Origin of the sequence: Thalassolituus sp. UBA2590, assembly GCF_002339775.1 — a bacterium.
Lineage (GTDB): Bacteria > Pseudomonadota > Gammaproteobacteria > Pseudomonadales > Oceanobacteraceae > Thalassolituus.
The window spans coordinates 31568-55387 of record NZ_DDKU01000075.1 but is presented as its reverse complement, the minus strand read 5'-3'; the positions used below and the strand labels follow the sequence as shown (position 1 = coordinate 55387).

General features: G+C 51.9%; 16 protein-coding genes. 13 read left to right on the top strand and 3 right to left on the bottom strand.

What is annotated here, in order from left to right; all coding sequences use genetic code 11:
* Window positions 1-205: 205 nt before the first annotated feature.
* Window positions 206-1477 carry a diguanylate cyclase gene (locus B2067_RS07095; RefSeq protein ID WP_068438910.1) on the top strand — a complete coding sequence of 424 codons (1272 nt, stop codon included), beginning with the start codon at window positions 206-208 and terminating at the stop codon, window positions 1475-1477.
* Between the two features lie 3 nt (window positions 1478-1480).
* Here the strand turns inward: B2067_RS07095 and pgm are convergent, their stop codons facing one another.
* Window positions 1481-3124, bottom strand: coding sequence for a phosphoglucomutase (alpha-D-glucose-1,6-bisphosphate-dependent) (gene pgm, locus B2067_RS07090; protein ID WP_068438912.1), 1644 nt, complete (start codon window positions 3122-3124; stop codon window positions 1481-1483).
* 176 nt (window positions 3125-3300) lie between these two features.
* On the opposite strand from pgm, the gene B2067_RS07085 reads away from it, so the two are divergent.
* Together B2067_RS07085 and modF are read left to right on the top strand one after the other, a co-directional pair.
* A complete protein-coding gene (locus B2067_RS07085) occupies window positions 3301-3645 on the top strand; it encodes a histidine triad nucleotide-binding protein (protein ID WP_068438914.1) in 345 nt (114 codons plus the stop codon).
* A gap of 165 nt (window positions 3646-3810) precedes the next feature.
* Entirely contained in the window at window positions 3811-5232 is a 1422-nt protein-coding gene (modF, locus tag B2067_RS07080; protein ID WP_068438916.1) for a molybdate ABC transporter ATP-binding protein ModF, read from the top strand.
* A gap of 305 nt (window positions 5233-5537) precedes the next feature.
* Here the strand turns inward: modF and serA are convergent, their stop codons facing one another.
* Window positions 5538-6767 carry a phosphoglycerate dehydrogenase gene (gene serA, locus B2067_RS07075; RefSeq protein WP_068438917.1) on the bottom strand — a complete coding sequence of 410 codons (1230 nt, stop codon included), beginning with the start codon at window positions 6765-6767 and terminating at the stop codon, window positions 5538-5540.
* Between the two features lie 200 nt (window positions 6768-6967).
* Here serA and B2067_RS07070 point away from each other — a divergent pair, with 200 nt between their 5' ends.
* Window positions 6968-8371, top strand: coding sequence for an FAD-binding oxidoreductase (locus tag B2067_RS07070; protein ID WP_301387911.1), 1404 nt, complete (start codon window positions 6968-6970; stop codon window positions 8369-8371).
* Window positions 8372-8453: 82 nt separating this feature from the next.
* On the opposite strand, the gene B2067_RS07065 is transcribed toward B2067_RS07070, so the two are convergent.
* Window positions 8454-10925 carry a penicillin-binding protein 1A gene (locus B2067_RS07065; protein WP_301387909.1) on the bottom strand — a complete coding sequence of 824 codons (2472 nt, stop codon included), beginning with the start codon at window positions 10923-10925 and terminating at the stop codon, window positions 8454-8456.
* 194 nt (window positions 10926-11119) lie between these two features.
* On the opposite strand from B2067_RS07065, the gene B2067_RS07060 reads away from it, so the two are divergent.
* From B2067_RS07060 to gltB, 9 genes are all read left to right on the top strand, one after another.
* A complete protein-coding gene (locus B2067_RS07060) occupies window positions 11120-12223 on the top strand; it encodes a pilus assembly protein PilM (protein WP_348655068.1) in 1104 nt (367 codons plus the stop codon).
* Window positions 12223-12789 (top strand): PilN domain-containing protein, encoded by a 567-nt coding sequence (locus B2067_RS07055; RefSeq protein WP_068438921.1) that lies wholly within the window; start codon window positions 12223-12225, stop codon window positions 12787-12789. The genes B2067_RS07060 and B2067_RS07055 overlap by 1 nt, the downstream gene beginning before the upstream one ends.
* Window positions 12773-13405, top strand: coding sequence for a type 4a pilus biogenesis protein PilO (locus B2067_RS07050; protein ID WP_301377926.1), 633 nt, complete (start codon window positions 12773-12775; stop codon window positions 13403-13405). The genes B2067_RS07055 and B2067_RS07050 overlap by 17 nt, the downstream gene beginning before the upstream one ends.
* A 1-nt stretch (window position 13406) precedes the next feature.
* Window positions 13407-13949, top strand: coding sequence for a pilus assembly protein PilP (locus tag B2067_RS07045; protein ID WP_068438925.1), 543 nt, complete (start codon window positions 13407-13409; stop codon window positions 13947-13949).
* A 2-nt stretch (window positions 13950-13951) separates the two neighbouring features.
* A complete protein-coding gene (gene pilQ / locus B2067_RS07040) occupies window positions 13952-16051 on the top strand; it encodes a type IV pilus secretin PilQ (protein ID WP_068438927.1) in 2100 nt (699 codons plus the stop codon).
* The gene (gene aroK / locus B2067_RS07035) at window positions 16048-16566 is read left to right on the top strand and encodes a shikimate kinase AroK (protein WP_245820122.1); all 519 of its coding nucleotides are present in this window, start codon (window positions 16048-16050) and stop codon (window positions 16564-16566) included. Before pilQ ends, aroK begins: the two co-directional genes overlap by 4 nt.
* Window positions 16566-17651, top strand: coding sequence for a 3-dehydroquinate synthase (aroB, locus tag B2067_RS07030; RefSeq protein ID WP_068438931.1), 1086 nt, complete (start codon window positions 16566-16568; stop codon window positions 17649-17651). Before aroK ends, aroB begins: the two co-directional genes overlap by 1 nt.
* Window positions 17652-17671: 20 nt before the next feature.
* The gene (locus B2067_RS07025) at window positions 17672-19168 is read left to right on the top strand and encodes an SPOR domain-containing protein (protein WP_068438933.1); all 1497 of its coding nucleotides are present in this window, start codon (window positions 17672-17674) and stop codon (window positions 19166-19168) included.
* 175 nt (window positions 19169-19343) lie between these two features.
* A complete protein-coding gene (gltB, locus tag B2067_RS07020) occupies window positions 19344-23795 on the top strand; it encodes a glutamate synthase large subunit (protein ID WP_301387908.1) in 4452 nt (1483 codons plus the stop codon).
* The last annotated feature ends 25 nt before the right edge of the window (window positions 23796-23820 follow it).

Genomic DNA, 23820 nt, shown 5'->3' with positions numbered 1-23820 from the left:
CGCCGATGGTAGTGTGGGGTCTCCCCATGTGAGAGTAGGTCATCGTCAAGCTCTTATTCGAAACCCCTGATTGCCTACGCAGTCAGGGGTTTTTTCATTTGCTCACATCCCTGTCCAACCCTGAACAATTCTCCTGTCATATCTGTATTCCCCAGCGCACTACTCTGGATTATGCCTACACTCAATAGAGCTTCAGGAGGTGTATGTGTTTCTTATTATCGAAGACAGTCCGATCGTTCAGAAGATTTTGCAGCACACGTTGCGACAGCAGGGCATTGAGCCGGTGGTGTTTGCTTCTACCAAAGCCGAAGGAATTGAGCTGTATAACGAACACAAAGACAGCGTGGTCGCCGCACTGGTTGATCTGAACCTTCCTGATGCGCCTGATGGTGAAATGGTCAGTTACCTGCTTGATCAGCGTTTACCGGTTGTTGTTCTTACGGGTAGTGACGATCTGAATCAGCGTAAAGAGCTCCTCAAGAGCGGGGTCGTTGATTACGTTATTAAAGAGAACCGCTTCTCCTATCAGTATGCAGCGCGAATGCTTAACCGACTTGAGCGTAATCGCTCAATTACAGCGCTTGTGGTGGATGACTCTTCCACGATGCGACAGGCTGTGACGTCTTACCTCAGACTCCAGAATTTTCAGGTTGTTGAGGCTCATAATGGGGCTGAGGGACTTGAGAAGTTAGAGTCAGACATCTCTATCAAGCTCATCATTACTGATTATCATATGCCTGAGATGAATGGCTTTGCTTTTCTCCAGCAGGTGAGACATCGCTACGATAAGCGGCCACTGGCCATCATTGGCCTGTCGAGTCAGGAAGACGCGGATATCTCTGTGCAGTTTATTAAAAAGGGCGCGAACGACTTCCTCCAGAAGCCTTTTCAGCAGGAAGAATTCAGCTGTAGGGTGACGAACAATATCGAGGCGCTTGAGCAATTCGTTGCCGTTCAGGAGCAGGCCACTCTGGATTATCTGACAGGCCTCAGAAATCGTCGTTACTTTATCGAAGAAGGGGATGCGCTGGTTAAAAGGCTTCAGGCAGAGGGCAAGCCCTTTACTGTGGCACTAATGGATATCGACAGCTTTAAGGGGATTAATGATGAGTACGGTCACGATGCCGGGGATGCCGTCCTGAAGCAGTTGGCCGGATATCTACAGCAGACTTTCTTCAGGTTCCATATGGCTCGATATGGTGGCGAAGAGTTTGCGCTTATTCTGCCAGGTCTGGATACTGATAAAGCCTATGGACTGTTAGATCAGTTCAGATCTTATGTGGCTGATCAGTTATTTATTCTGCCCGATGATGATTACATCAGGGTGACGGTAAGCACGGGCGTAGCGCCTTTTTCACCTTCCAATAAGAGCATGTTGCATCAATTACTGCTGGATGCGGATGAAGCTCTGTACGCTGCGAAAGAGGGTGGCCGGAACCTGGTTGTGGTTCATGACCCGACCCTCTCTGCAGATTAGGTATCAGACTCCAGCTGAATCAAAAGTAGCACTGACTATCGCCTGAGCTTCTTCAATGATCTGAGCGAGATGCTCCTCACCTTTAAAGCTTTCTGCGTAGATCTTATAGATCTCTTCTGTGCCGGATGGGCGTGCAGCGAACCAGCCGTTCTCTGTGGTGACTTTCAGACCGCCAATCGCCGCACCGTTGCCTGAGGCATGGGTCAGTTTTTCTTTGATCTCTTCACCGGCAAGTTTTTCGGCGGTCACGTCACCGGCACTCAACTTTTTCAGTACGGATTTCTGTGGGCCAGTCGCTGCAGCATCAATACGCTTATAGACGGGTGCTGAGAATTTTTCGGTCAGGGCGATGTAGTGTTCACCCGGATCTTTGCCGGTCACGGCTTTAATTTCAGCGGCTAAGAGTGCGAGGATGATGCCGTCTTTGTCGGTCGACCATACCGTGCCGTCTTTCCGCAGGAAGGAAGCGCCTGCGCTCTCTTCACCGCCAAAACCGAACTTACCTGTGTACAGACCATCAACAAACCATTTAAAGCCCACAGGGACTTCTGAGAGTGTGCGGCCCAGATCAGCTGCTACGCGGTCGATCATGCTGGACGACACCAGTGTTTTACCAATGGCGAGATCCTGTGACCATTGTGGGCGATGGGTATACAGGTAGTTAATCGCTACGGCGAGATAGTGATTAGGATTCATCAAACCAACAGATGGCGTGACAATGCCGTGGCGGTCGTAATCCGGGTCGTTGCCCAGTGCGATGTCGAAATCGTCTTTTAAGTCGATGAGGCCCGCCATGGCGTATGGGCTGGAGCAGTCCATACGGATGTTGCCGTCTTTGTCTAACGTCATAAACGAGAAGGTCGGGTCAATGTTTTCGTTAACGACTGTAATATCCAGACCGTAGGTCTCAGCAATGACATCCCAGTATGCGATACCGGAACCACCGAGTGGGTCCACACCAATCTTAACGCCTGCTTTGGCGATGGCATCCATATCGATCACACTGGCAAGATCATTTACGTACGGTGTGATGTAGTCGTATTTAGTTACCAGATCCGATGCCCAGGCCTTGGCAAAGTCCATGCGCACAACGTCGTTACTGCCGCTGTTAATTATGTCGTTGGCGCGGTCCTGGATCTGAGAGGTTACGTCCGTATCGGCAGGGCCACCATTCGGTGGATTATATTTAAAGCCACCGTCCTGAGGAGGGTTGTGCGATGGGGTAATCACGACGCCATCGGCCAGCTCTGAGGTTTTACCTTGGTTGTACGTCAGGATCGCATGAGAGATTACTGGCGTTGGTGTATAGCCTCGGCCTTGCTGAACGCGAACGCAGATACCGTTAGCGACCAGCACTTCCACTGCGGTGATAAATGCACACTCGGACAGGGCGTGGGTATCCATACCGATGTAGAGCGGGCCGGTAATATCATTCTGTTGGCGGTATTCAACTAACGCCTGACAGATAGCGGCAATATGCGTTTCGTTAAAGGAGCCGTTTGCGGAACTGCCGCGGTGGCCGGAGGTGCCGAAGCTCACCAGTGTGTCGGCGGATGGCTGGCGGACATAATAGTCGGCGACAAGGCGTGGAATATTGGCAAGATCAGAAGCGAGTGCTTTCTGGCCGGCTCTTTCATGGTGACTCATGCAGAGAGTTTCCTTACAGAATGTCTAATAATGATAGGTATTGTGCCTTCTGCGTGTGACAGCTTCCAGATAGTTTCGGAAGAATGGCGGATGCATCGGTACTGTTGAACCGGACAGTGGTGATCACTGGGGCATTCGGTTACTCTCAGGCTAACGTTCATTAACGAGACTCTGTTATGTCAGAAGATACTATTTTCGGGAAAATCGCCCGCGGTGAAGCGGATGCTAAGATCGTTTATGAGGACGATCAGTGTCTGGCGTTCCGCGATATGTTTCCTGCGGCGCCGATGCATATTCTGGTGATCCCGCGTAAGCCGATCCCGCGTTTATGTGACGCCGAAGAAACGGACGCAGCGCTTCTGGGGCACATGATGCTGGTTGCCAATAAAGTTGCCGAGCAGGAAGGTCTTGGGGATAAATTCCGTTTGGTGATTAATAATGGTGAAGGTGCGGGGCAATCCGTATTCCATTTGCATATGCATGTCATAGGCGGCCGTGATCTGTCTTGGCCTCCGGGCTGATAATAAAGCTACCTGCGTCGCTGTGGCGGTGTTAAAAGTTCGCTCAAAGTGCTCGCTTACAACCAGTAGGCTCCGCCTTCTCGCGAACTTTTGCCTTGCCACACCTTCCTCGCTGACGCTTTTTCAAAAAACCCCTTCGTTAATTTAAGCTCCTTAAGTTTCGCTATGAAAACTGAATTTAAAGAACTCCGTGCGCGTCTGCATGACGGGCGAAATCTTGTTGTTGATGACTGGTCGGTGTCGGCGGATCAGACCTGGGGCATTATCGGGACGAATGGCAGCGGTAAGACAGTGCTGTCGCGCTTGTTTGCCGGTGATGTTCGCCTGAGTCACGGTGAGGTCTCAGGTCTGCCAGAGCGCGTCGCGTTCGTGTCGCTGGAAGCGCAGGCGGCGCTGATTGAACAGGAGCGTCGGGAAGATGAATCTGATCTTATGGATCAGAAGGATATCGGAACGCTGGTCAGTGAATTGCTGGCACCGGTCGAGGAAGTCGCCGAGTGGATTCAGTTACTGGGGATGGAGCATATTCTGTCGCAGGGTTTCCGCTCGTTATCTACCGGTGAGAGTCGTAAGGTGATGCTGGTGAATGCGGTACGGCAGAAGCCTGACCTGTTGATCCTGGATGAACCGCTCGAAGGTCTGGATGCAAACAGTCGCGAGGCGCTTGCAGAGGCGCTGTTTAAGCTTCATGAAAGTGGCCAGCGTCTGCTGTGGGTAGCGAACCGTTTGGATGAACTGCCAGACTGGCTGACGCATCTGGCGTTTGTTCACGATGCCCGCTTATTAGTTCAGGGCGAACGTGAGTCGGTACTTACCTCGCCTGAAGTCCATTCTTTACTGCATTTTGATAAGCCTTTGTCGGAATTCCCGGAAGCGCCGGTGAAATATGGACTGAACTCTGGTGAGCCGCTGGTGCGTCTGGTGAATGGCTCGATCGTCTATGGCGAGCGCACTTTGTTTTCTGAGCTCAACTGGCAGGTCGATCCGGGAGCGCACTGGGCGATTACAGGCCCGAACGGTTGCGGTAAGACCAGTCTGTTGCAGATGATCACAGGCGATAACCCACAGTGCTACCGCAACGAGCTGTATCTGTTTGGTATGAAGCGTGGCAGCGGCGAAACCATCTGGGACATCAAAAAGCATATAGGTCTGGTGTCGTCGTCGCTGCAGTGGGAATACCGGGCAACCACGAACGTGCTGACGACGGTGATTTCTGGTTTATACGACAGCATTGGTTTGTATCAGGCGGCGGGGGATGACGACCGGCGTCTCGCGGAGCAGTGGCTGGAGATTATCGGCTTGCGCCATAAAGCCAATCAGAGCCTGCATCACCTGTCGTACGGAGAGCAGCGTGTGGTGCTTATCGCTCGTGCTCTGATCAAGCAGCCGCCGCTGCTGATTCTGGATGAGCCTTGCCAGGGATTGGATGACCCAAGCCGCGAAATGGTGCTGGCGTTTATCCGTCGTTTATCAGAACAGAAAACCATTACGCTTCTGTATGTGACCCACCACGCGGACGAGATTCCGGCGGGGGTAAGTCATCACTTACGGTTGGGTGCCGAAAACACCTACAGGTACGAGATTTGAGCCGTTGGTTTGTCGATACTGAGCGGAAGGACGCAGCGAGTACATCCCTGTATGCTCAGTTGTGACATCTATCTCTACAGGGAATGGGTCACAAATACCTTCCTTCTCAGCATCGGCAACTCATCGTGATAAATCTCAGCCAATAAAAAAGCACCCGAGGGTGCTTTTTGTTTTCGTGCGTCGCGGAAGCGTTATGAGCGAAGGTCAGGCTAGGCGGAAGTGGCTGAGGACGCGCAGTTTACATGGGGTAAATGAGCATTCCGAAGCCACTTCCAACAACGCATGGCCGAGCGCAATAGCTTCTATCAGTAAAGGACGCGGGCGCGAATGGTGCCCTCAACCTCTTTGATTTTCTCCAGCGCCAGATCTGACGCATCAGCCGCAACATCGATCACAACGTAGCCAACTTCTTCAACGGTCTGCAGGTACTGACCACAGATGTTGATGTTGTTGTCGGCGAGAATGCTGTTTATGGCATTCATAACGCCAGGTACGTTTTTGTGGATGTGCAGAATACGGTGAACGTTCGGGTTGGATGGCAGAGCCACCTCAGGGAAGTTCACTGAAGAAGTGGTGGTGCCGTTGTCGCTGTACTGAGCCAGCTTCTCACCTACTTCTTTACCGATGTTTTCCTGAGCTTCCATGGTAGAACCACCGACGTGCGGGGTCAGGATCACGTTGTCGAATTCGCGCAGTGGTGAGACAAACTCTTCGCTGTTAGAGCGTGGTTCAACCGGGAATACGTCGATGGCCGCACCCAGGAGTTTGCCGCTGCGTACGGTATCTGCCAACGCATCGATATCAACCACAGTGCCGCGTGACGCGTTCAACAGGATAGAACCCTGTTTCATTTGCTCAAACTGCTCTGGGCCCATCATCCATTTAGTGGAAGGTGTTTCCGGAACGTGCAGAGATACAACGTCAGCAATGTTCAGCAGTTCGTTCAGAGTCCCGACCTGCTTAGCATTACCGATTGGCAGTTTCGTTACGACGTCGTAGAAGAGTACTTCCATACCCATGCTTTCGGCCATGACCGACAGCTGAGTACCGATCGAACCGTAACCCACGATACCCAGCTTCTTGCCACGGATCTCGTAAGAGTTAACCGCAGACTTGCTCCAGCCGCCGCGATGACATTCGGCGTTTTTCGCAGGGACACCGCGCATCAGCATGATGATTTCTGCCAGTGACAGTTCTGCTACAGAGCGGGTGTTTGAATATGGAGCGTTAAATACCGCGATACCACGCTTGGTTGCTGCTTTCAGGTCAACCTGGTTGGTGCCAATACAGAAGCAACCGACGGCAATCAGCTTCTCAGCAGCGTCGAAGATCTCTTCGGTTAGCTGAGTGCGTGAACGAATGCCCACAAAATGAGCGTCTTTGATGGCGGCTTTCAGCTCGTCATCCGGCAGCGAAGTCTTTAGATACTCGATGTTGGTGTAGCCAGCAGCCTGCAGTGTATCGAGAGCAGACTGGTGTACGCCTTCCAACAAGAGGAACTTGATCTTGCTTTTATCCAGGGACGTTTGTGCCATGGTGGTACCTATAGTCAGTAAGTAATAGCTGTCAGGTCCCCTCCGCCTTGCAGCGAGCGGGGCTGGGCGGCTTAAAACCGCTCCGAAAAATAAGGCGCGTATGCTAGCATATACCTTTATTAAAGTGAGCCTCAGAGCATGAATTCAACACGAATATTGCTCAATTCGAGGTGAATATGATTCAAACATCGGGTAACTCCATGACCACGTTGACACAAGACGCTCTGGTTGAGCAGCTTTCAGCCATCGTTGGCGCAGACAAAGTGCGCACTGATGCCGATTCTCTTGAGACCTTTGGTAAGGACTGGACCAAGATCTATCCACCGAAGCCATCTGCAATTGTTTTCCCGAAGACAACGCAGCAAGTCGCTGACATTGTAAAATTTGCAAACGCTCAGAACGTTGCCCTGGTACCATCGGGTGGACGTACAGGTCTGAGTGCTGGTGCTGTTGCTGCTAACGGCGAGGTTGTGGTTGCCTTTGATTACATGAATCAGATTTCTGATTTCAATGCGACTGACCGTACGGTTAAGTGTGGTGCGGGTGTCATTACAGAGCAGCTGCAGACCTTCGCTGAAGATAATGATTTGTTCTATCCGGTTGATTTTGCCTCTGCGGGCTCCAGTCAGATTGGTGGAAACATCTCAACGAATGCCGGCGGTATTAAAGTGATCCGATGGGGTATGACCCGGGACTGGGTTGCTGGTATGACGGTCGTGACGGGGGAGGGCGAGATCCTCGAACTGAATAAAGACCTGATGAAAAACAACACCGGTTACGATATGCGCCAGCTTTTCATCGGTGGTGAAGGTACGCTCGGCTTTGTGACTGAAGCGACCATGCGCCTGACTCGCACACCGAAAAACCTGACCGTGCTGGTGCTTGGTATCCCAGAACTCGACGACGTAATGAAAGTACTGAGCCAGTTCCAGTCGACTATGGACCTGACCGCATTTGAGTTCTTCTCTGACAAAGCGATGCAGAAAGTACTGGCACGAGGCGATGTGCCTGCTCCGTTTGAAACCAGCACAGACTTTTACGCTCTGATCGAATTTGAAGCTGTGACTGATGCCGATATGGATCAGGCGATGGTGCAGTTTGAGAAGTGCATGGAAGAAGGTTGGGTCGTAGATGGCGTCATCAGCCAGAGCGAAACTCAGGCGGCGAACCTGTGGCGTCTGCGTGAAGACATTTCAGAAACGATTTCGGAATGGACACCGTATAAAAACGACATCTCGGTTGTTGTTTCTAAAGTACCACCGTTCCTGCGTGACATTGATGAAATCGTGACCCGCGAGTATCCAGACTTCGAAATCATCTGGTTTGGTCATATCGGTGACGGCAACCTGCACCTGAATATCCTCAAGCCTGATGACCTGGCGAAAGAAGAGTTCTTCGAACGCTGCAGCAAGGTATCAACCTGGGTATTTGAAATCGTGGAAAAATATCAGGGCTCTGTGTCCGCGGAACACGGCGTCGGTATGACCAAAAAACCATATCTGGAATATACGCGCTCAGCGGCAGAAATCGCTTATATGCGTGCAGTTAAAAAGGTGTTTGACCCGAACAACATCATGAACCCGGGTAAGCTGATCGACGCCTGAGTAGACGACTGAATAGACACCCAGACAGTAAAAAGCCCGGCAATTGCCGGGCTTTTTTGTTTCTGAGTGACGGGTGCCGCAGTCAGAAAAGCTGTTCTGGGATGACGCTGCCTCCCCCTGAACCACCTTCGTCTTCCTGATAGGGGATGATGTCTTTCGTTCTGGCATATTCCGTTGGAGCAGATCCAGCCTTGAAGTATTCAAATATGGCATCTTTCTGGCCCGGTGAAGCCAGTAGCCCACTGTCTGGATCAATTCGAACAGTGACAATCCCTTCAGGCTGTTCGAAATGCTCTTCCGGAGCGCCATCAAGAGCTTCTCTCATATAATCGACCCACACCGGAAGCGCGGTACCGCCACCAGATGCCCAGCGTCCTAATGTGGTTGGTTGGTCGAAACCGATCCAGACAGTGGCTACGAGGTCGGGATTAAAGCCCGAAAACCAGGCATCCTTCTGATCATTGGTCGTACCTGTTTTTCCTGCAAGATCATTTCTACCCAGCGCCAGCGCTTTTCTACCTGTGCCTCTGCGCACAACATCCCGCATCATACTTACTGTCAGATAATGGTTCTCTGGAGACATTATGCGCTCTGCATAAAGTGTGGGCACTTCAATGTTCTCTACTTGCTCGGAGTCATCCTCAGTCGGCGAATTGTTATTGTTAAGCCCTTCGCTGATTAAGTTACCGGTTGCATCCTCTTCTGGCGGTGTCATTGCGAGTGTTGGGTTGGCCTCGTAAAGTATTTCGCCCGTGTCGGAGATAATACTCTGCATAACGAAGGGGCTGACCTTGTAGCCACCATTGGCGAAGGCACTATAGCCAGTCGCCATGTCGAGAGGGGTAACAGCTGATGCGCCCAGTGCCAGTGAGAGATCTTTGTTCAGACGTGCTGGGTTAAAACCAAAATCCTGAATGTAGCGAACGGCTGTGGCCGGCCCCATCTGTTTCAGAATGCGGATCGACACCAGGTTCTGTGAGCGATAAAGAGCCTGCCGTAGGCGGGTCGGACCGTAAAACTTGCCGCTGTAATTTTCGGGGCGCCAGGTGCTTTCGAGGCTGGCATCTTTGAATACGACAGGTGCATCGTTAATCAGGCTGGCTGTAGTGAAGCCATTGTCCAGCGCCGCGCTGTAGATAAAGGGTTTAAAAGCGGAGCCTGGCTGGCGCTCGGCCTGAGTCGCCCGGTTAAATTGGTTGTCTGAGTTTGAGAAACCACCTACAAGGGCTTCGATCGCTCCGTTGTGAGGGTTCATAGACACCAGAGCGCCTTCTGCTTGCGGGACCTGGGCAAGTTTCAACCCCGATGAAGTTGATTCGAGCCAGATCAGGTCACCGTTACTGATAACATCGAGGGCATTCTCGGGAGCATTTCCAACCGAATTAACGCTCAGGTACGGCGCTGCCCAAGTCATTCCTGCAAAAGGTAGCCAGCGTATTTTACCGATACCGTATACCCAGGCACCCTCTTCAGTAGCGTTCATGACGATGCCTGGTTCGATAATACCGAAGTCGCCCAAGTCACGAAGCTTCTCTTCCCATGCTTCAAGGGTCTGCGGCCAGTCTACATCCTTTGCTGGGTCGGCCTGTGCTATCCACTCTTCGAGCTCCGGCGCCTCCGGAACGTTCAGGGGAATAACAGCATAGGAGGTCTGAGCACCGCGGTAACCATGGTCCCGGTCGTACTTCAGCAGGCCTTTCTGTAAGGCTGCGTTGGCAGCACGCTGTCGCGCTGAATTAATGGTGGTGTAGACGCTGTACCCAGAAGTGTAGGCCTTGTTGCCGTAACGTCTGATCATTTCCTGACGAATCATCTCGGCAACATAAGGAGCACTGATCTCGGAGGTTGCACCGTGATATCGAGCTGTTGCGGGCTGACGGATACTCTGTTGGAACTCGGCTTCGGAGATTTTTCCGAGGTTATGCATGCGAGCAAGCACGTAGTTACGACGAGAAACAGCCCGCTCCGGGCTGCGTATCGGATTTGCTGCCGAGGGTGCTTGCGGCAAGCCGGCAATCATCGCCAGCTCTGCCAGGTTCAGCTCGGTGATTGACTTACCATAGTAGACCTGAGAAGCGGCCTCGATCCCGTATGCGCGCTTACCCAGATAGATTTTGTTTACATAGAGCTCAAGGATTTCTTCTTTGGTCAGTGCCTTCTCAATTTTGAGTGCCAGCAGGATCTCGGTGAACTTCCGGGTAAAGGTCTTTTCGCTGCTCAGGTAGTAGTTTTTGGCTACCTGCATGGTGATCGTACTGCCCCCTGATTTCTTCCGGCCGGTGGTCACCAGATCAAATACTGCCCTCGCGAGGCCTTTCAGGTCTATTCCTGAGTGCTCAAAAAAGCCGTCATCTTCAGAAGCGAGAAGTGCGTCAATGAATTGAGGGGGGATTTCCTGATATGTAATAGGGGTTCGGCGCTTCTCGCCATACTCCGTTATCAGAAGTCCGTCTGCCGTGTAAACGCGCAGAGGGGTTTGAAGATCTACATCCTTCAGGGTTTCTGCATCGGGGAGCGTCGGCGCTAAATAAAGATAAACACCGGTTATGGCCATGGTCGTTCCGGCTCCGATAGACAAAAACAGCCAGATTGTGAACTTAAGGAGCGGAGTTGCCATATTCATATAAAAAGATCGTTAAATTCCTGAAAAAGCCAGCTATCATGCGGGATGCGGCATTATAAGGGTTTTTTGTTCTTTTCGCAGGATTGTGCTTATAATGGCCGGAATTATATAGGATCTGTGTGAGCTTGCGCGCGCAAGTTCGCGAAACAGAAGGGGATTTTGTCGTGCTGGGCAGCCTGTTTAAGAAGAAAAATAAGGCGCTTCTCGGGGTGGACATAAGTTCAACGTCCGTCAAAGTGCTGGAGTTGAGTCGCCAGGGGGAACGCTATCAGGTAGAAGCCTACGCAACGGTAGCCTTGCCTCCTAATGCCGTTGTTGAACAGGGTATTAACAACGAAGAAGCCGTCGGTGATGCAATTCGTCAGGCGGTAGTTCGCTCGCGTTCTAATGCTAAAAACGTTGCTCTTGCTGTCGCGGGTTCGGCAGTTATTACGAAAACCATTGATATGAGCGCTGGTCTTAGCGACGACGATATGGATTTTCAGATCCGAACTGAAGCTGATCAATATATTCCTTACCCCCTGGAAGAGGTTGCTCTTGACTGGGAAGTGACCGGTCCGAGCGATAAATCTCCAGATATGGTCAGCGTTCTGCTGGCTGCTTGTCGTTCTGAGACTGTTGAACGCAGAAAAGATTCCGTAGAAATCGCGGGTTTTGAAGTCAGCAAAGTAGATGTTGAAGCTTTCTGTACCGAACGCGCTTTCTCCTTGCTCGATGCACAGCTGGAAGGCGAAGAAATAGAGACGGTGGCAGTAATTGATATCGGCGCCACGATGACAACCCTGAGTGTTATGCACGAAGGTAGGTCGATATATACCCGTGAGCAGCTGTTTGGTGGCAGTCAGCTGACAGAAGATATTATGCGTCGCTATGGTTTGAGTGAAGAGGATGCCAATCGAGCCAAGCTTGAGGGTGGCGTGCCTGACGATTATGAGTCTGAAGTGTTGGGTCCCTTCCGCGAGGCGGTTGTTCAGCAAGTGAGTCGCTCTCTGCAGTTTTTCTATTCCTCCAGTCAGTTTAACGACGTTGACTATATTGTTCTCGCCGGGGGTACCTCCTCCATTCCGGGGCTGGAAGAACAGGTTCAGTCTGCGCTGGGCACGCCGACAGTCGTCGCCAATCCATTTATCAGCATGACGCTCTCGCAGCGAGTGAATGCTACCTGGCTTGCGAATGATGCGCCTTCGCTCTTAATTGCAGCTGGCCTGGCAATGAGGAGCTTCGACTGATGGCGAATATTAACTTATTACCTTGGCGTGAAGAGCTACGAGAAGAACGTAATAAAAATTTCTACGTTGTTATCGGGGTTGTTGTTGCAGTAGCGGCTGCATGTGTGTTTGGCGTATATCGTTACTATGATGCAGCGGCAGCGACTCAGAACTCGCGTAATGCTTTCCTGAGAAATCAGATAACAGCAATGGATCAGAAGATTGTCGAGATTCAGGAACTGAAAGAAACCCGGGCAGAGCTGGTAGAGCGCATGGAGCTGATTCAGCGTCTGCAAGGGGATCGTCCGGTTATTGTTCGTGTATTTGATGAGATCGTGCGCTCGGTTCCCGAGGACCTTTATTTCCGGGAGCTTGAGGTCGAAGGCAATAAAGTCCGGATTTCTGGCATTGCATCGACAAATAACCGTGTTTCAGCCTTAATGCGTAATTTCGATCAGTCAGAGTGGTTCAGAGATCCGTCGTTGATCAAGGTGGAATCTAAATCTCCGGGTGTGAACGAATTCGAAATTGTTATGACGAGGATTAATCCGAGAGCAGAGGAGGATGACAATGGCGGAGTCAAATAAGCCATCAGGCTCTGTTCTGGAGCAGCTGCAAAGCTTCGATATTAATGATATCGATTGGCAAAATATGGGATCCTGGCCTCTTGTCGGTAAGGTGTCTTTTTGTATAACCGTGGTCGTGGCCTCGGGTGTGCTTGCTTACATAGGGCTTGTTCAGGGGCAGCAGGCGTCGCTGGATTCTCTTGAGAGGCAAGAGCAGCAGCTCAAGCGGGATTTTGAAACTAAAGCATTTCGCGTCGCGAATCTGGATGAATATAAGGCGCAGATGGTTGAGATGGAGGCCAGTTTTGGCTCGCTACTCAAACAGTTACCCAAAGACACTGAAGTCCCGGGGCTTATCGATGATATCAGTGCAACTGCGCTGAATTCTGGTCTTGACCTGAAACGGATTGACCCTGCAGATATGAAGAAAGAGGAGTTCTATAAAGAACTACCGATAAATATCGAAGTGACAGGGGGCTACCATGAGATGGGGGCCTTTGTTTCTGGGGTCGCTTCTCTGCCGCGAATTGTAACGTTGCACGATTTTAATATCGTGAAAACTCAGGGGCAGGATCGCCTTTCAATGGAGATCCAGGCTAAAACCTATCAATACGACGCAGATAGTAAGGGACAGTGATATGAAGACAATACGATTGCTGTTTCTGGTTGCTGCATCTTTGGCCACTGTAGCTTGTTCATCATCAGGTGATGTTGCTGATCTGCAGGTTTACGTTGATGATGTGGGCTCGAAGCCGAGAGGGCGGGTAGAGCCCATTCCTGAGTTTAAACCATACGAGGCGTTTACCTATCGCGCGTCTGCGTTGAGGTCGCCATTCAGCCTGCCAGCAGTGCCAGAAGAGTCGGAAAGACTGAACTCTAACGGTATGGATGTCCGCCCAGATAACGACCGCTCGAAAGAATATCTGGAACAGTTTGATATTGATCAGCTGGGCATGGTGGGTACGCTTCAGAAGCCGAAAGGAGATCTCTTTGCACTGATTAAAGACGGCTACGGTGGAGTTGTCCGGGTGCGGGAAGGTGAGTATATGGGTCGAAATCACGGACGTATCGTGTCGATTCAGAGCGACAGAATGAATCTAATTGAAATCGTACCTGATGGACAGGGTGGGTGGCTTGAGCGGCCCAGAACGTTGGCTCTGAATGGGGCGCCAGGAGAATAACTATGAAAATCATGAACAACATTAGCACCCTTGCCCGCGCTTTTGTGTGTGTGACTGCAATCTGGTCGGTTGAGGCTGTTTCGGCCACTCTGACTGACCTGAACTTTTCCACCGCCCCGGGTGATGTTACTCAGTTGGAGCTGGTATTTGACTCTGCACCACCAGAAGTCAGCGGCTACACCATTGAAAAACCAGCGCGGATTGCTTTGGATTTACCAGGTGTTGATAGCGCGCTTACTACTAAGCGACACAATATTGGTAACGGTAATGCGCGAAGCGCTACTGTAGTAGAGGCAAAAGACCGTTCCCGGCTAGTGATCAACCTGAATCAGCTGGTTGGCTATACCACCACAGTGCAAGGTAATCGTCTCTTTGTCCGTATCGGTGAGGCTGATGTGAATGAAGAGTTCGCAGGTAATCAGCAAACGACTCTAACAGGAGAGGTTGTTCAGCCTGGTTCCGAAGTTAAGGTTGTAAACGTTGATTTTCGCCGTGGTAATCAGGGCGAAGGTCAGGTTCAGATTACTTTGAGTGATGATAGCGCCTCGGCAAATATCCGCCGAGAGGGTGCAAAAATCATCGCTGATATCGAGGGAGCATCACTGCCAGACGCCTTAAGTCGTCGCCTTGATGTCACCGACTTCGCTACGCCTGTGAAATATGTAGACACGACGGCTACCGCTGGTCGCGCGCGAATCGTTATCGAGCCTGTTTCTTCTGAGTTTGAGTACCTGGCGTATCAAACTGATAAGTTACTCTCAATTAATGTTTCTGAGCCACCGGCTGATGAAGAGGCGGTGGCTGAGAAGCAATTTCCTTTCACTGGTGAGAAACTGTCCCTGAACTTCCAGGATATTGAAGTGCGTGCGGTACTTCAGTTGATTGCAGACTTCACCGGCCTCAACCTCGTCGCTTCAGATTCAGTCGGCGGCAACATTACACTGCGCCTGCAGAATGTGCCTTGGGACCAAGCGCTGGACCTTGTGTTGAAAACCAAGGGGCTTGGCCAGCGTCAGATGGGGTCGGTATTGCTCATCGCTCCTGCTGAAGAGATCGCAGCCCGTGAAAAAGTTGAACTCGAAGCTGTGCGCCAGGTTGAAGAGCTTGCCCCTCTAGTTACAGAGTATATGCAGCTCAAATATGCGAAAGCATCGGATCTTGCTGAGCTCCTGACATCTGAGCAGGGCTTGCTGTCTGAGCGTGGCACTGCGGTGGTTGATGGTCGTACCAACACGCTGTTGATGAAAGATACCGCTAAGAATCTTGAGAAAGTTCGTGAAGCTCTTCAAATGCTCGATGTGCCAGTGCGGCAGGTGTTAATTGAAGCCCGCATCGTGGTTGCCAGTACAAGTGTCGGTGAGGAATTAGGTGTGCAGTGGGGTGGCGCTGGTTTCCAGAATAATGGCGATAACTGGACTACCTTCGGGGGCAGCAAGACTACTCTGCGTGAAGGCAATCAGATTTTGTTTGACCGGGCGACTACCGGTTCATCAACTCAAACCATTGATCTTGAGGCTTCGGATGTTGTCGATTTCGGTGTTGAGGATGCTGCAGCATCGACCTTTGCTATTGGTTACCAGACCGCTGATTTCCTATTGGATCTGGAGCTATCTGCTATTGAAACTGAAGGGCGCGCAGAAATTGTCTCTCAGCCTCGCGTAATCACTGCTGATGGCCAGACTGCATCCATTGAGTCGGGTACTGAGATTCCTTATCTGCAGGCAAGCTCAAGTGGTGCTGCGAACGTAGCGTTTAAGTCAGCGGTACTGCGTCTTGAGGTTACTCCTCAGATTACGCCGGATGATCGTATTATCATGGATCTGGTGATTAATCAGGATTCCGTTGGAGAGTTGACTACCGCTGGTCCTGCTATTGATACCAATGCAGTTGAGACTCAGGTGCTGGTTGAAAACGGTGAGACCATTGTGCTTGGCGGTATTTTCCGCTCAGAGGAAATTCGCCAGGTATCTAAAACGCCATTCTTTGGTGATCTGCCATTAATCGGAGCTCTGTTCCGTCGTACTAGTGAGCAGGAAGAGAAGAGTGAGCTTCTCGTATTTATCACTCCTCGACTGGTTAAGGAAACGCTCTCAGCACGTTGAAGATGACACAGTCTGTATTTCTTATTGGGCCGATGGGTGCTGGAAAAAGCACCATCGGCCGTCTGCTTTCTCAGGAACTTAAATACGAGTTCTTTGACTCAGATAAAGTAATAGAGGAACGTTGCGGCGCCGATATCCCCTGGATCTTTGATAAAGAAGGTGAGGCGGGCTTTCGCGAACGTGAAGAGTCTGTCATAGATGAACTGACTCAGCAGAAGGGGATCGTACTATCTACGGGTGGTGGCGCTGTGTTACGAAGTGAGAATCGCCAGCACCTCGCCTCGAGAGGAACGGTCATCTATCTGTGTACTTCTGTGGATCAGCAGCTGGCCAGAACGGCTCGAGACCGTAACCGCCCGTTACTCCAGACGGCCGACCCTGAGGCAGTATTGCGCAAGCTTTTTGCGGAGCGCGATCCGTTGTATCGCTCTGTCGCCGATATCATTATTGAAACGGATCAGCGCAATCCAAGATGGGTAATTCAGGAACTCAAAAAACGTTTAAAAGGTGAATAATGCAGACCCTTACCGTAGATCTTGGCGATCGTAGTTATCCAATTTACATCGGCCCTGGCCTTCTGCGGAACAAAGAGCTGTACTCTCCCCACATTAAAGGGCGGCAGGTGCTTATTGTCACCAATGAAACGGTCGCTCCAATCTATCTCGATGATGTGAAGTCGGCGCTGACCGATTATCAGGTCGACACCGTCATTCTGCCGGACGGTGAAAAATACAAAGATCTCGATACCTTGAATATGATCTTTGATGAGCTCCTCGACAGACGCCATAACAGAACGACTACTCTTGTTGCGTTGGGTGGAGGCGTTATCGGCGATATGACGGGTTTCGCTGCGGCCACTTATCAACGCGGTGTTAATTTTATTCAGGTACCCACGACGCTGCTTTCACAGGTTGATTCGTCAGTAGGCGGTAAGACAGCGGTCAATCACCCTTTGGGCAAGAATATGATCGGTGCTTTCCATCAGCCGCAGGCTGTGATTGCCGATACCGGCACGTTGGAAACTCTGCCGCTTCGTGAAATGGCAGCAGGGATGGCAGAGGTGATCAAATATGGCTTGATCTCTGACTCTGAGTTTTATCTCTGGCTACAGGACAATGTAGCAGGCCTGATGTCGGGGGATGATGAATCACTTGCTGAAGCTATATATCGTTCCTGTGAAAACAAAGCGGATGTCGTTGCTCAGGATGAGCGCGAGGGCGGAATTCGCGCGACACTGAATCTGGGGCACACGTTTGGCCATGCCATAGAAGCGCATCAGGGCTACGGAAAGTGGTTGCATGGTGAGGCGGTCGGTGCGGGTATGATGATGGCAGCTGATCTGAGCAAAAGACTGGGTTACCTGACTGAAAAGGACGAACACGATCTTTTACGTTTGCTGCAGGCGGCGCACCTGCCAGTGAAAGGGCCAAAGGACATGTCTTGTGATGACTACATCAGTCGTATGGCGGTGGATAAAAAAGTTCTTGATGGCGCGCTGAGGCTGGTCTTGCTTAAGGGGATTGGACAGGCCTATATTACCTCAGACGTTCCACGAGACCTGCTTGAAGAGACTCTGATGGCTTATGGCGCAACTCGCTGAATATAACAACTGGGGGAGTTATGGAAACGGATTTTGATCTGGACCTTTCAGGTGTGAATGTGGCGCCCAGTTCCGCCGGTAACGAGGCATTTTCTATGCACAGCCTTCTTGATTCTCAGAAACGTCATGTCGAGCTCCTATCCCACCTGGCGTCCTACAGCGAGCTGCTGGTTGCGGTCACCGGCTTCGAGGGGGCTGGAAAGTCCTTTATTGCCAATAACCTGGCAGCGCAAAGAGAGGCTCCTGATGAAACCTTGTTATTAACAGCAAGCGTCATGTTGGGGATGCCTGGGATACTTTCTTCAATCGCTGCTCATTGGGATATGCCGGCTATTCATGAAGATGGTGCTCAAGCACGTGAGGCCATCCGTAACGAGGCAATAGACAGAAGCCAAGCCGGTGGCAACCTGTTACTGATTATTGATCAGGCGGATCAGTTAGATGCTGAGACGCTGAATGATATCGCTCATTTTGCGTTGTTAGCGCCTCAGGCGATATCTGTGATTCTGTTCGGTGCACCAGGCTATGAAACTCACTTCAGAAATTCGCCGGCTCAGGCTCCTGTCCATGTATTGGCGGTCGAACCTTTAACCGATTCTGAAATCGCCGCTTTGATGGCCAGTGTTTTCGGTGATGGTGAGGTCTGTCCGTTCGGTGATAAGGAATTGGCAGACATTATGATGGACTCCGGGTGCTTGCCTGGTCCTGCACTACGTCAGGGTGAACGGATACTTTCTTCCTCGACGCGCCCAGCGGCGACGGCATCAGCGGCTGGCTTTCCCCTCCGCAATATCCTTGCTATTGCTGGTGTAGTTACTGCTATCGCAATGGTATTCATTTATCAGTGGGGAGCTTCCTCGCAGGATGATGAACTGTCGCCCGAGATTCAGGCTCAGTTGGATTCCGTTAAGGACTTTAATTACCCCGGCTCTGACGTTGGTCATCAGGCTGAGGCAGGGAACAGCGAAGGGGTAACGCTTGCCGACAGAGTCGTCGTGGAAGCCACGGATGGAGAGGAGGCAGGTGCTGTAAATGAAGAGACGCCGAGCGCCGACTCAGGTAGCGAAATCGTCAAAGCAAATACAGAAAGTTCTTCTGAAATAGATGCAGTCTCGATGACTGAAGGCGCTGGCTCAGGCACTCCGGCTGTGAGAGCTGAAGCAGCTCAGCCTCAGGCGGCACAAGTAGAAGCCATAACTGCTCAGCCAAAGACTCCGTCTTACACTCCTGACGAACAAGCCTTGTTGGCGCCTGAGTCAGGGTATATCGTGCAACTACTGGGGTCGCACAGCTCCACGGGTGCTGAAACCTTTCGCGATCAGTGGCAGAGTCAGGTCACCGGGACTTTGTATCGATACCAGACAACCTACAAAGGTAAGGACTGGTTTGTGGTGGTGTCGGGTGTCTACTCCAGCCGTGCGGAAGCGAGAGCAGCGGTAAATGCAATGCCATCCTCGCTGCGTAAACAGTCACCTTGGGTTCGTCCTGTGGGAGATGTACAGAAGGTTATCCGGTAAGTCCTGAGCCTGTTTATCCCGGGGGTGTCAATCCGGGCCTTTCCTCTGTTCATTTGTGGCAACCGCCTCAGATGTGTAGAATGAGCGTCCTTTTGTCTCAAGGCTGCTTATTTCTTGATCGCTTTTCGATTGTAAGCCCTTGATATTTAAACGATTTATTGGTGAGAGCTGTTCTATGAGAACTGGTCTGTATACTCCAGGCGAATTTAAGGATAACTGCGGCTTCGGTCTGCTTGCCCATCTTGAAGGTGAGCCAAGCCACAAACTGCTGCAGACATCTATTGAGTCCCTGACCTGCATGACACACCGTGGCGGTATCGCTGCGGACGGTAAAACCGGCGATGGCTGCGGTCTGCTGATTCAGAAACCAGACTCATTCCTGCGTGCCGTCGCTCAGGAACAAGGCATTGAGCTGCCTGAGCAGTATGCTGTGGGCATGCTGTTTATGGATCTGGACGATGCTGTTTACGAAGAACAGAAAGCGGCTGTTGAAGCGGCTGTTTCAGGCCAGGGCCTTAAGGTTCTGGGCTGGCGCACAGTGCCAACCAGCAATGACTGCCTCGGTCCTATGGCCATTGACTGCCTGCCACGCTTTGAGCAGATCTTCATTGCGCCAGCCGAAACGCTGGACGATACCGACCTGTCGGTAAAACTGTTTTATGCCCGTCGCTTTGCTGAAAAAGCGCTGGAGCAGTACCCTGATTTCTATATCGCCAGCTTCTCTGATCGCGTACTGTCGTACAAAGGTCTGATGATGCCGGTCGATCTGCCGAACTTCTATCTGGACCTCGGCGACGAGCGTCTGGAAACCGCTATCTGTGTTTTCCATCAGCGCTTCTCGACCAACACCATGCCGCGCTGGCCTCTGGCTCAGCCATTCCGCATGTTGGCGCACAACGGTGAGATCAACACCATTCGTGGTAACCGCAACTGGGCGAATGCCCGTGCGAGCAAGTTCGCCAGTGAGCTGCTGCCAAACCTCGAAGACATCTCTCCAGTCGTGAATACCACCGGTTCAGACTCTTCCTCCATGGATAACATGCTGGAACTGCTGGCGACTGGCGGTATGAATGTATTCCGTGCGATCCGTATGATGATTCCGCCAGCATGGCAGAATGTTGAAACTATGGATCCTGATCTGCGTGCCTTCTACGAGTACAACTCCATGCACATGGAGCCGTGGGACGGTCCTGCAGGTCTGGTAATTACAGACGGCCGCTACGCGGTATGTGGTCTGGACCGTAATGGTCTGCGTCCATCCCGTTGGGTAATCACCAAAGATAACTTTATTACTGTTGCGTCAGAAGTGGGCGTATACAACTACAAGCCTGAAGATGTTGTAGCGAAAGGCCGCGTAGGCCCAGGTGACATTCTGGCGATCGATACCAAAGAAGGTAAGCTGCTGCGTACCGACGATATCGATACCATGATGAAAACCTCTCAGCCATACAAGCAGTGGCTGAAAGAAAATGCGCTGCGCATCGAAAGCCGCCTGCATCTCGAGAAAGTCGACGGTCAGGAAGCTCTGTCAGGCGATGCATTGAACACTCATCAGAAACTGCACCTTGTAACGCGTGAAGAGCGTGATCAGGTTCTGCGCCCTATGGCCGAAGACGGTCAGGAAGCAACTGGTTCAATGGGTGACGATACCCCAATGGCGGTGCTGTCTCAGCGTGTTCGTCACGTGGCTGATTACTTCCGTCAGATGTTTGCTCAGGTAACCAATCCACCGATCGACCCGCTGCGTGAGTCTATCGTGATGTCGCTGGAAACCTGTATCGGTGCAGAGAAAAACGTATTCGAAGAGACGCCAGACCACGCTAACCGCGTAATCCTGACTTCTCCAGTACTGTCACCACTGAAATTTGTTGGTCTGAAAGATACCGGTCGTGATGAATTCCGTCACGTGACTCTGTCGATGGCTTACGACTCAGCGCTGTCTCTGAAAGACGCGATTGTTGCGCTGGCAGACAAAGCTGAAGCGGCGATCCGTAACGGTGACGTGATCCTGATCCTGAGCGACCGTGAAGTGGCTGAAGGTCAATCTCTGATCCCCGCGCCAATGGCAACCGGTGCCGTTCACCACCGCCTGAGCCAGAAAGGCCTGCGTACCAACGGTAACATCGTGGTTGAAACCGGTTCTGCCCGTGACCCGCATCACTTTGCTGTGCTGCTGGGCTTTGGTGCGACCGCTGTTTACCCATGGCTGGCGTACGACATTCTCACCGACCTGCACCGCAGCGGTGAAGTACTGGGCGACCCACTGAAATCTCAGGCGAACTACCGCAAGGCGATCCGCAAGGGCCTTCTGAAAGTCATGTCGAAGATGGGTATCTCCACCATCACCTCATACCGTGGGTCGCAGCTGTTTGAAGCGATCGGCCTGAGCAGAGATATTGTTGATCTGTGCTTCTGTGGCGTAACCAGTCGTATCGAAGGCGCGAGCTTCACTGACTTTGAAGAAGACCTGATGGTCATCAACAACGTTGCCTGGAAGCCGCGTAAGCAGATCGAACAGGGTGGCCTGCTGAAGTACGTTCACGGTGGCGAATATCACGCCTACAACCCAGACGTAGTGAAGAACATTCAGGAAGCCGTTCAGACCAACTCTCAGGCGGCCTATGATCGTTTCGCCGAGCTGGTGAACACGCGCCCGATGGCTACCATTCGCGACATGCTGACCTTCCGCAAAGATATCAAGTCGATTGATATCTCAGAAGTTGAGCCGGCTGAGAAGATCTTCCCTCGCTTTGATACGGCGGCTATGTCTCTGGGTGCTCTGTCACCAGAAGCGCATGAAGCTCTGGCGATGGCAATGAACGAGCTGGGTGGTCGCTCTAACTCGGGTGAAGGCGGCGAAGACCCTCTGCGTTACGGCACTACGCGTAACTCTAAAATTAAGCAGATCGCTTCCGGTCGTTTCGGTGTCACCCCGCACTACCTGTCCAGCGCTGAAGTGCTGCAGATTAAGGTAGCTCAGGGTGCTAAGCCGGGCGAAGGTGGCCAGCTGCCAGGTGGTAAAGTTAACCAGCTGATCGCGACTTTGCGTTACTCAGTACCAGGCGTGACTCTGATTTCTCCACCGCCGCATCACGATATTTATTCGATCGAAGATCTGGCGCAGCTGATCTACGACCTGAAACAGGTGAACCCAACCGCACTGGTATCGGTGAAACTGGTATCAGAACCGGGTGTCGGCACGATCGCGGCGGGTGTGGCTAAGGCCTACGCTGACCTGATCACCATCTCTGGTTACGACGGTGGTACCGCAGCGTCTCCGCTGACGTCCATTAAATACGCGGGCTCTCCATGGGAACTGGGCTTGTCCGAAGCGCATCAGGCGCTGCGTGGCAATGACCTGCGTGGTAACGTACGCGTTCAGACCGACGGTGGTCTGAAATCGGGTCTCGACGTGGTGAAAGCGGCGATTCTGGGGGCCGAATCCTTCGGTTTCGGTACGCTGCCAATGGTTGCTGTGGGTTGTAAATACCTGCGTATCTGTCACCTGAACAACTGTGCGACTGGTGTTGCGACGCAGAACGATGATCTGCGTGAGAAGCACTACATCGGTACCAAAGACATGGTCGTGAACTACTTCCGCTTCGTGGCTGAAGAGGTTCGTGGCTGGATGGCGAAAGTCGGTGTTCGCACGATGGAAGAGCTGGTAGGTCGTACGGACCTGTTGGAAGTTCTGGAAGGTAACACCGAGAAGCAACGTCACCTTGACCTGTCACCGCTGTTTGGTAGTGATCTGATTCCGGCTGATAAGCCACACACGGTGAAAGTTGAGCGCAACAAGCCTTATGACGAAGGTCTGTTGGCTGAGCGTATGGTTGAAGAGACCCTGTCTGCGATTGAGAACAAAGCTGGCGGTGAATTCAGCTTCCACATCACCAACTGTGACCGTTCTGTCGGTGCTCGCCTGTCCGGTGAGATCGCCAAGCGTCACGGTAACCAGGGCATGGCTGACGCGCCAATCCGCCTGAACCTGACCGGTATTGCCGGCCAGTCGTTCGGTGTCTGGAACGCCGGCGGTCTGGAAATGGTGCTGGAAGGTGATGCTAACGACTACGTCGGTAAGGGCATGACTGGCGGTAAGCTGGTGATCCGTCCGCCTCAAGGTTCTACCTTCAAGACCAACGAAACCTCGATCGTAGGTAACACCTGTCTGTACGGTGCGACCGGCGGTAAGCTGCTGGCGGCAGGCCGCGCGGGTGAGCGTTTCGGTGTGCGTAACTCCGGTGTTCACGCTGTAGTTGAAGGTGCAGGTGACCACTGCTGTGAATACATGACCGGCGGTATGATCTGCGTACTGGGCGAAACTGGCTATAACTTCGGCGCGGGTATGACAGGCGGCTTCGCTTACGTACTCGACCGTGACAACACCTTTGTTGATAAGTACAACCACGAGCTGGTGGATATCCACCGTATCAGCAATGAAGAGACCGAAGCACACCGCAACCACCTGCGTAGTGTTATTCGTGAATTCGTGGAAGAAACCGGAAGCGAATGGGGTCAGCAGATTCTGAATGACTTCGATGGCTTCATCGGTAAATTCTGGCTGGTTAAGCCGAAAGCGGCTGACTTACAACAACTGCTGAACAGTACCCGTGCTCGTCCTGAGTAATTGGTCCGGGACGAGAGAGAGAGGT

Coding starts and splice junctions, on each gene's coding strand:
- pgm (WP_068438912.1), bottom strand. CDS start 3,124: ATGAGTCACCATGAAAGAGCCGGCCAGAAAGCACTCGCTTCTGATCTT.
- B2067_RS07085 (WP_068438914.1), top strand. CDS start 3,301: ATGTCAGAAGATACTATTTTCGGGAAAATCGCCCGCGGTGAAGCGGAT.
- modF (WP_068438916.1), top strand. CDS start 3,811: ATGAAAACTGAATTTAAAGAACTCCGTGCGCGTCTGCATGACGGGCGA.
- serA (WP_068438917.1), bottom strand. CDS start 6,767: ATGGCACAAACGTCCCTGGATAAAAGCAAGATCAAGTTCCTCTTGTTG.
- B2067_RS07070 (WP_301387911.1), top strand. CDS start 6,968: ATGACCACGTTGACACAAGACGCTCTGGTTGAGCAGCTTTCAGCCATC.
- B2067_RS07065 (WP_301387909.1), bottom strand. CDS start 10,925: ATGGCCATAACCGGTGTTTATCTTTATTTAGCGCCGACGCTCCCCGAT.
- B2067_RS07055 (WP_068438921.1), top strand. CDS start 12,223: ATGGCGAATATTAACTTATTACCTTGGCGTGAAGAGCTACGAGAAGAA.
- B2067_RS07050 (WP_301377926.1), top strand. CDS start 12,773: ATGGCGGAGTCAAATAAGCCATCAGGCTCTGTTCTGGAGCAGCTGCAA.
- B2067_RS07045 (WP_068438925.1), top strand. CDS start 13,407: ATGAAGACAATACGATTGCTGTTTCTGGTTGCTGCATCTTTGGCCACT.
- pilQ (WP_068438927.1), top strand. CDS start 13,952: ATGAAAATCATGAACAACATTAGCACCCTTGCCCGCGCTTTTGTGTGT.
- aroB (WP_068438931.1), top strand. CDS start 16,566: ATGCAGACCCTTACCGTAGATCTTGGCGATCGTAGTTATCCAATTTAC.
- B2067_RS07025 (WP_068438933.1), top strand. CDS start 17,672: ATGGAAACGGATTTTGATCTGGACCTTTCAGGTGTGAATGTGGCGCCC.
- gltB (WP_301387908.1), top strand. CDS start 19,344: ATGAGAACTGGTCTGTATACTCCAGGCGAATTTAAGGATAACTGCGGC.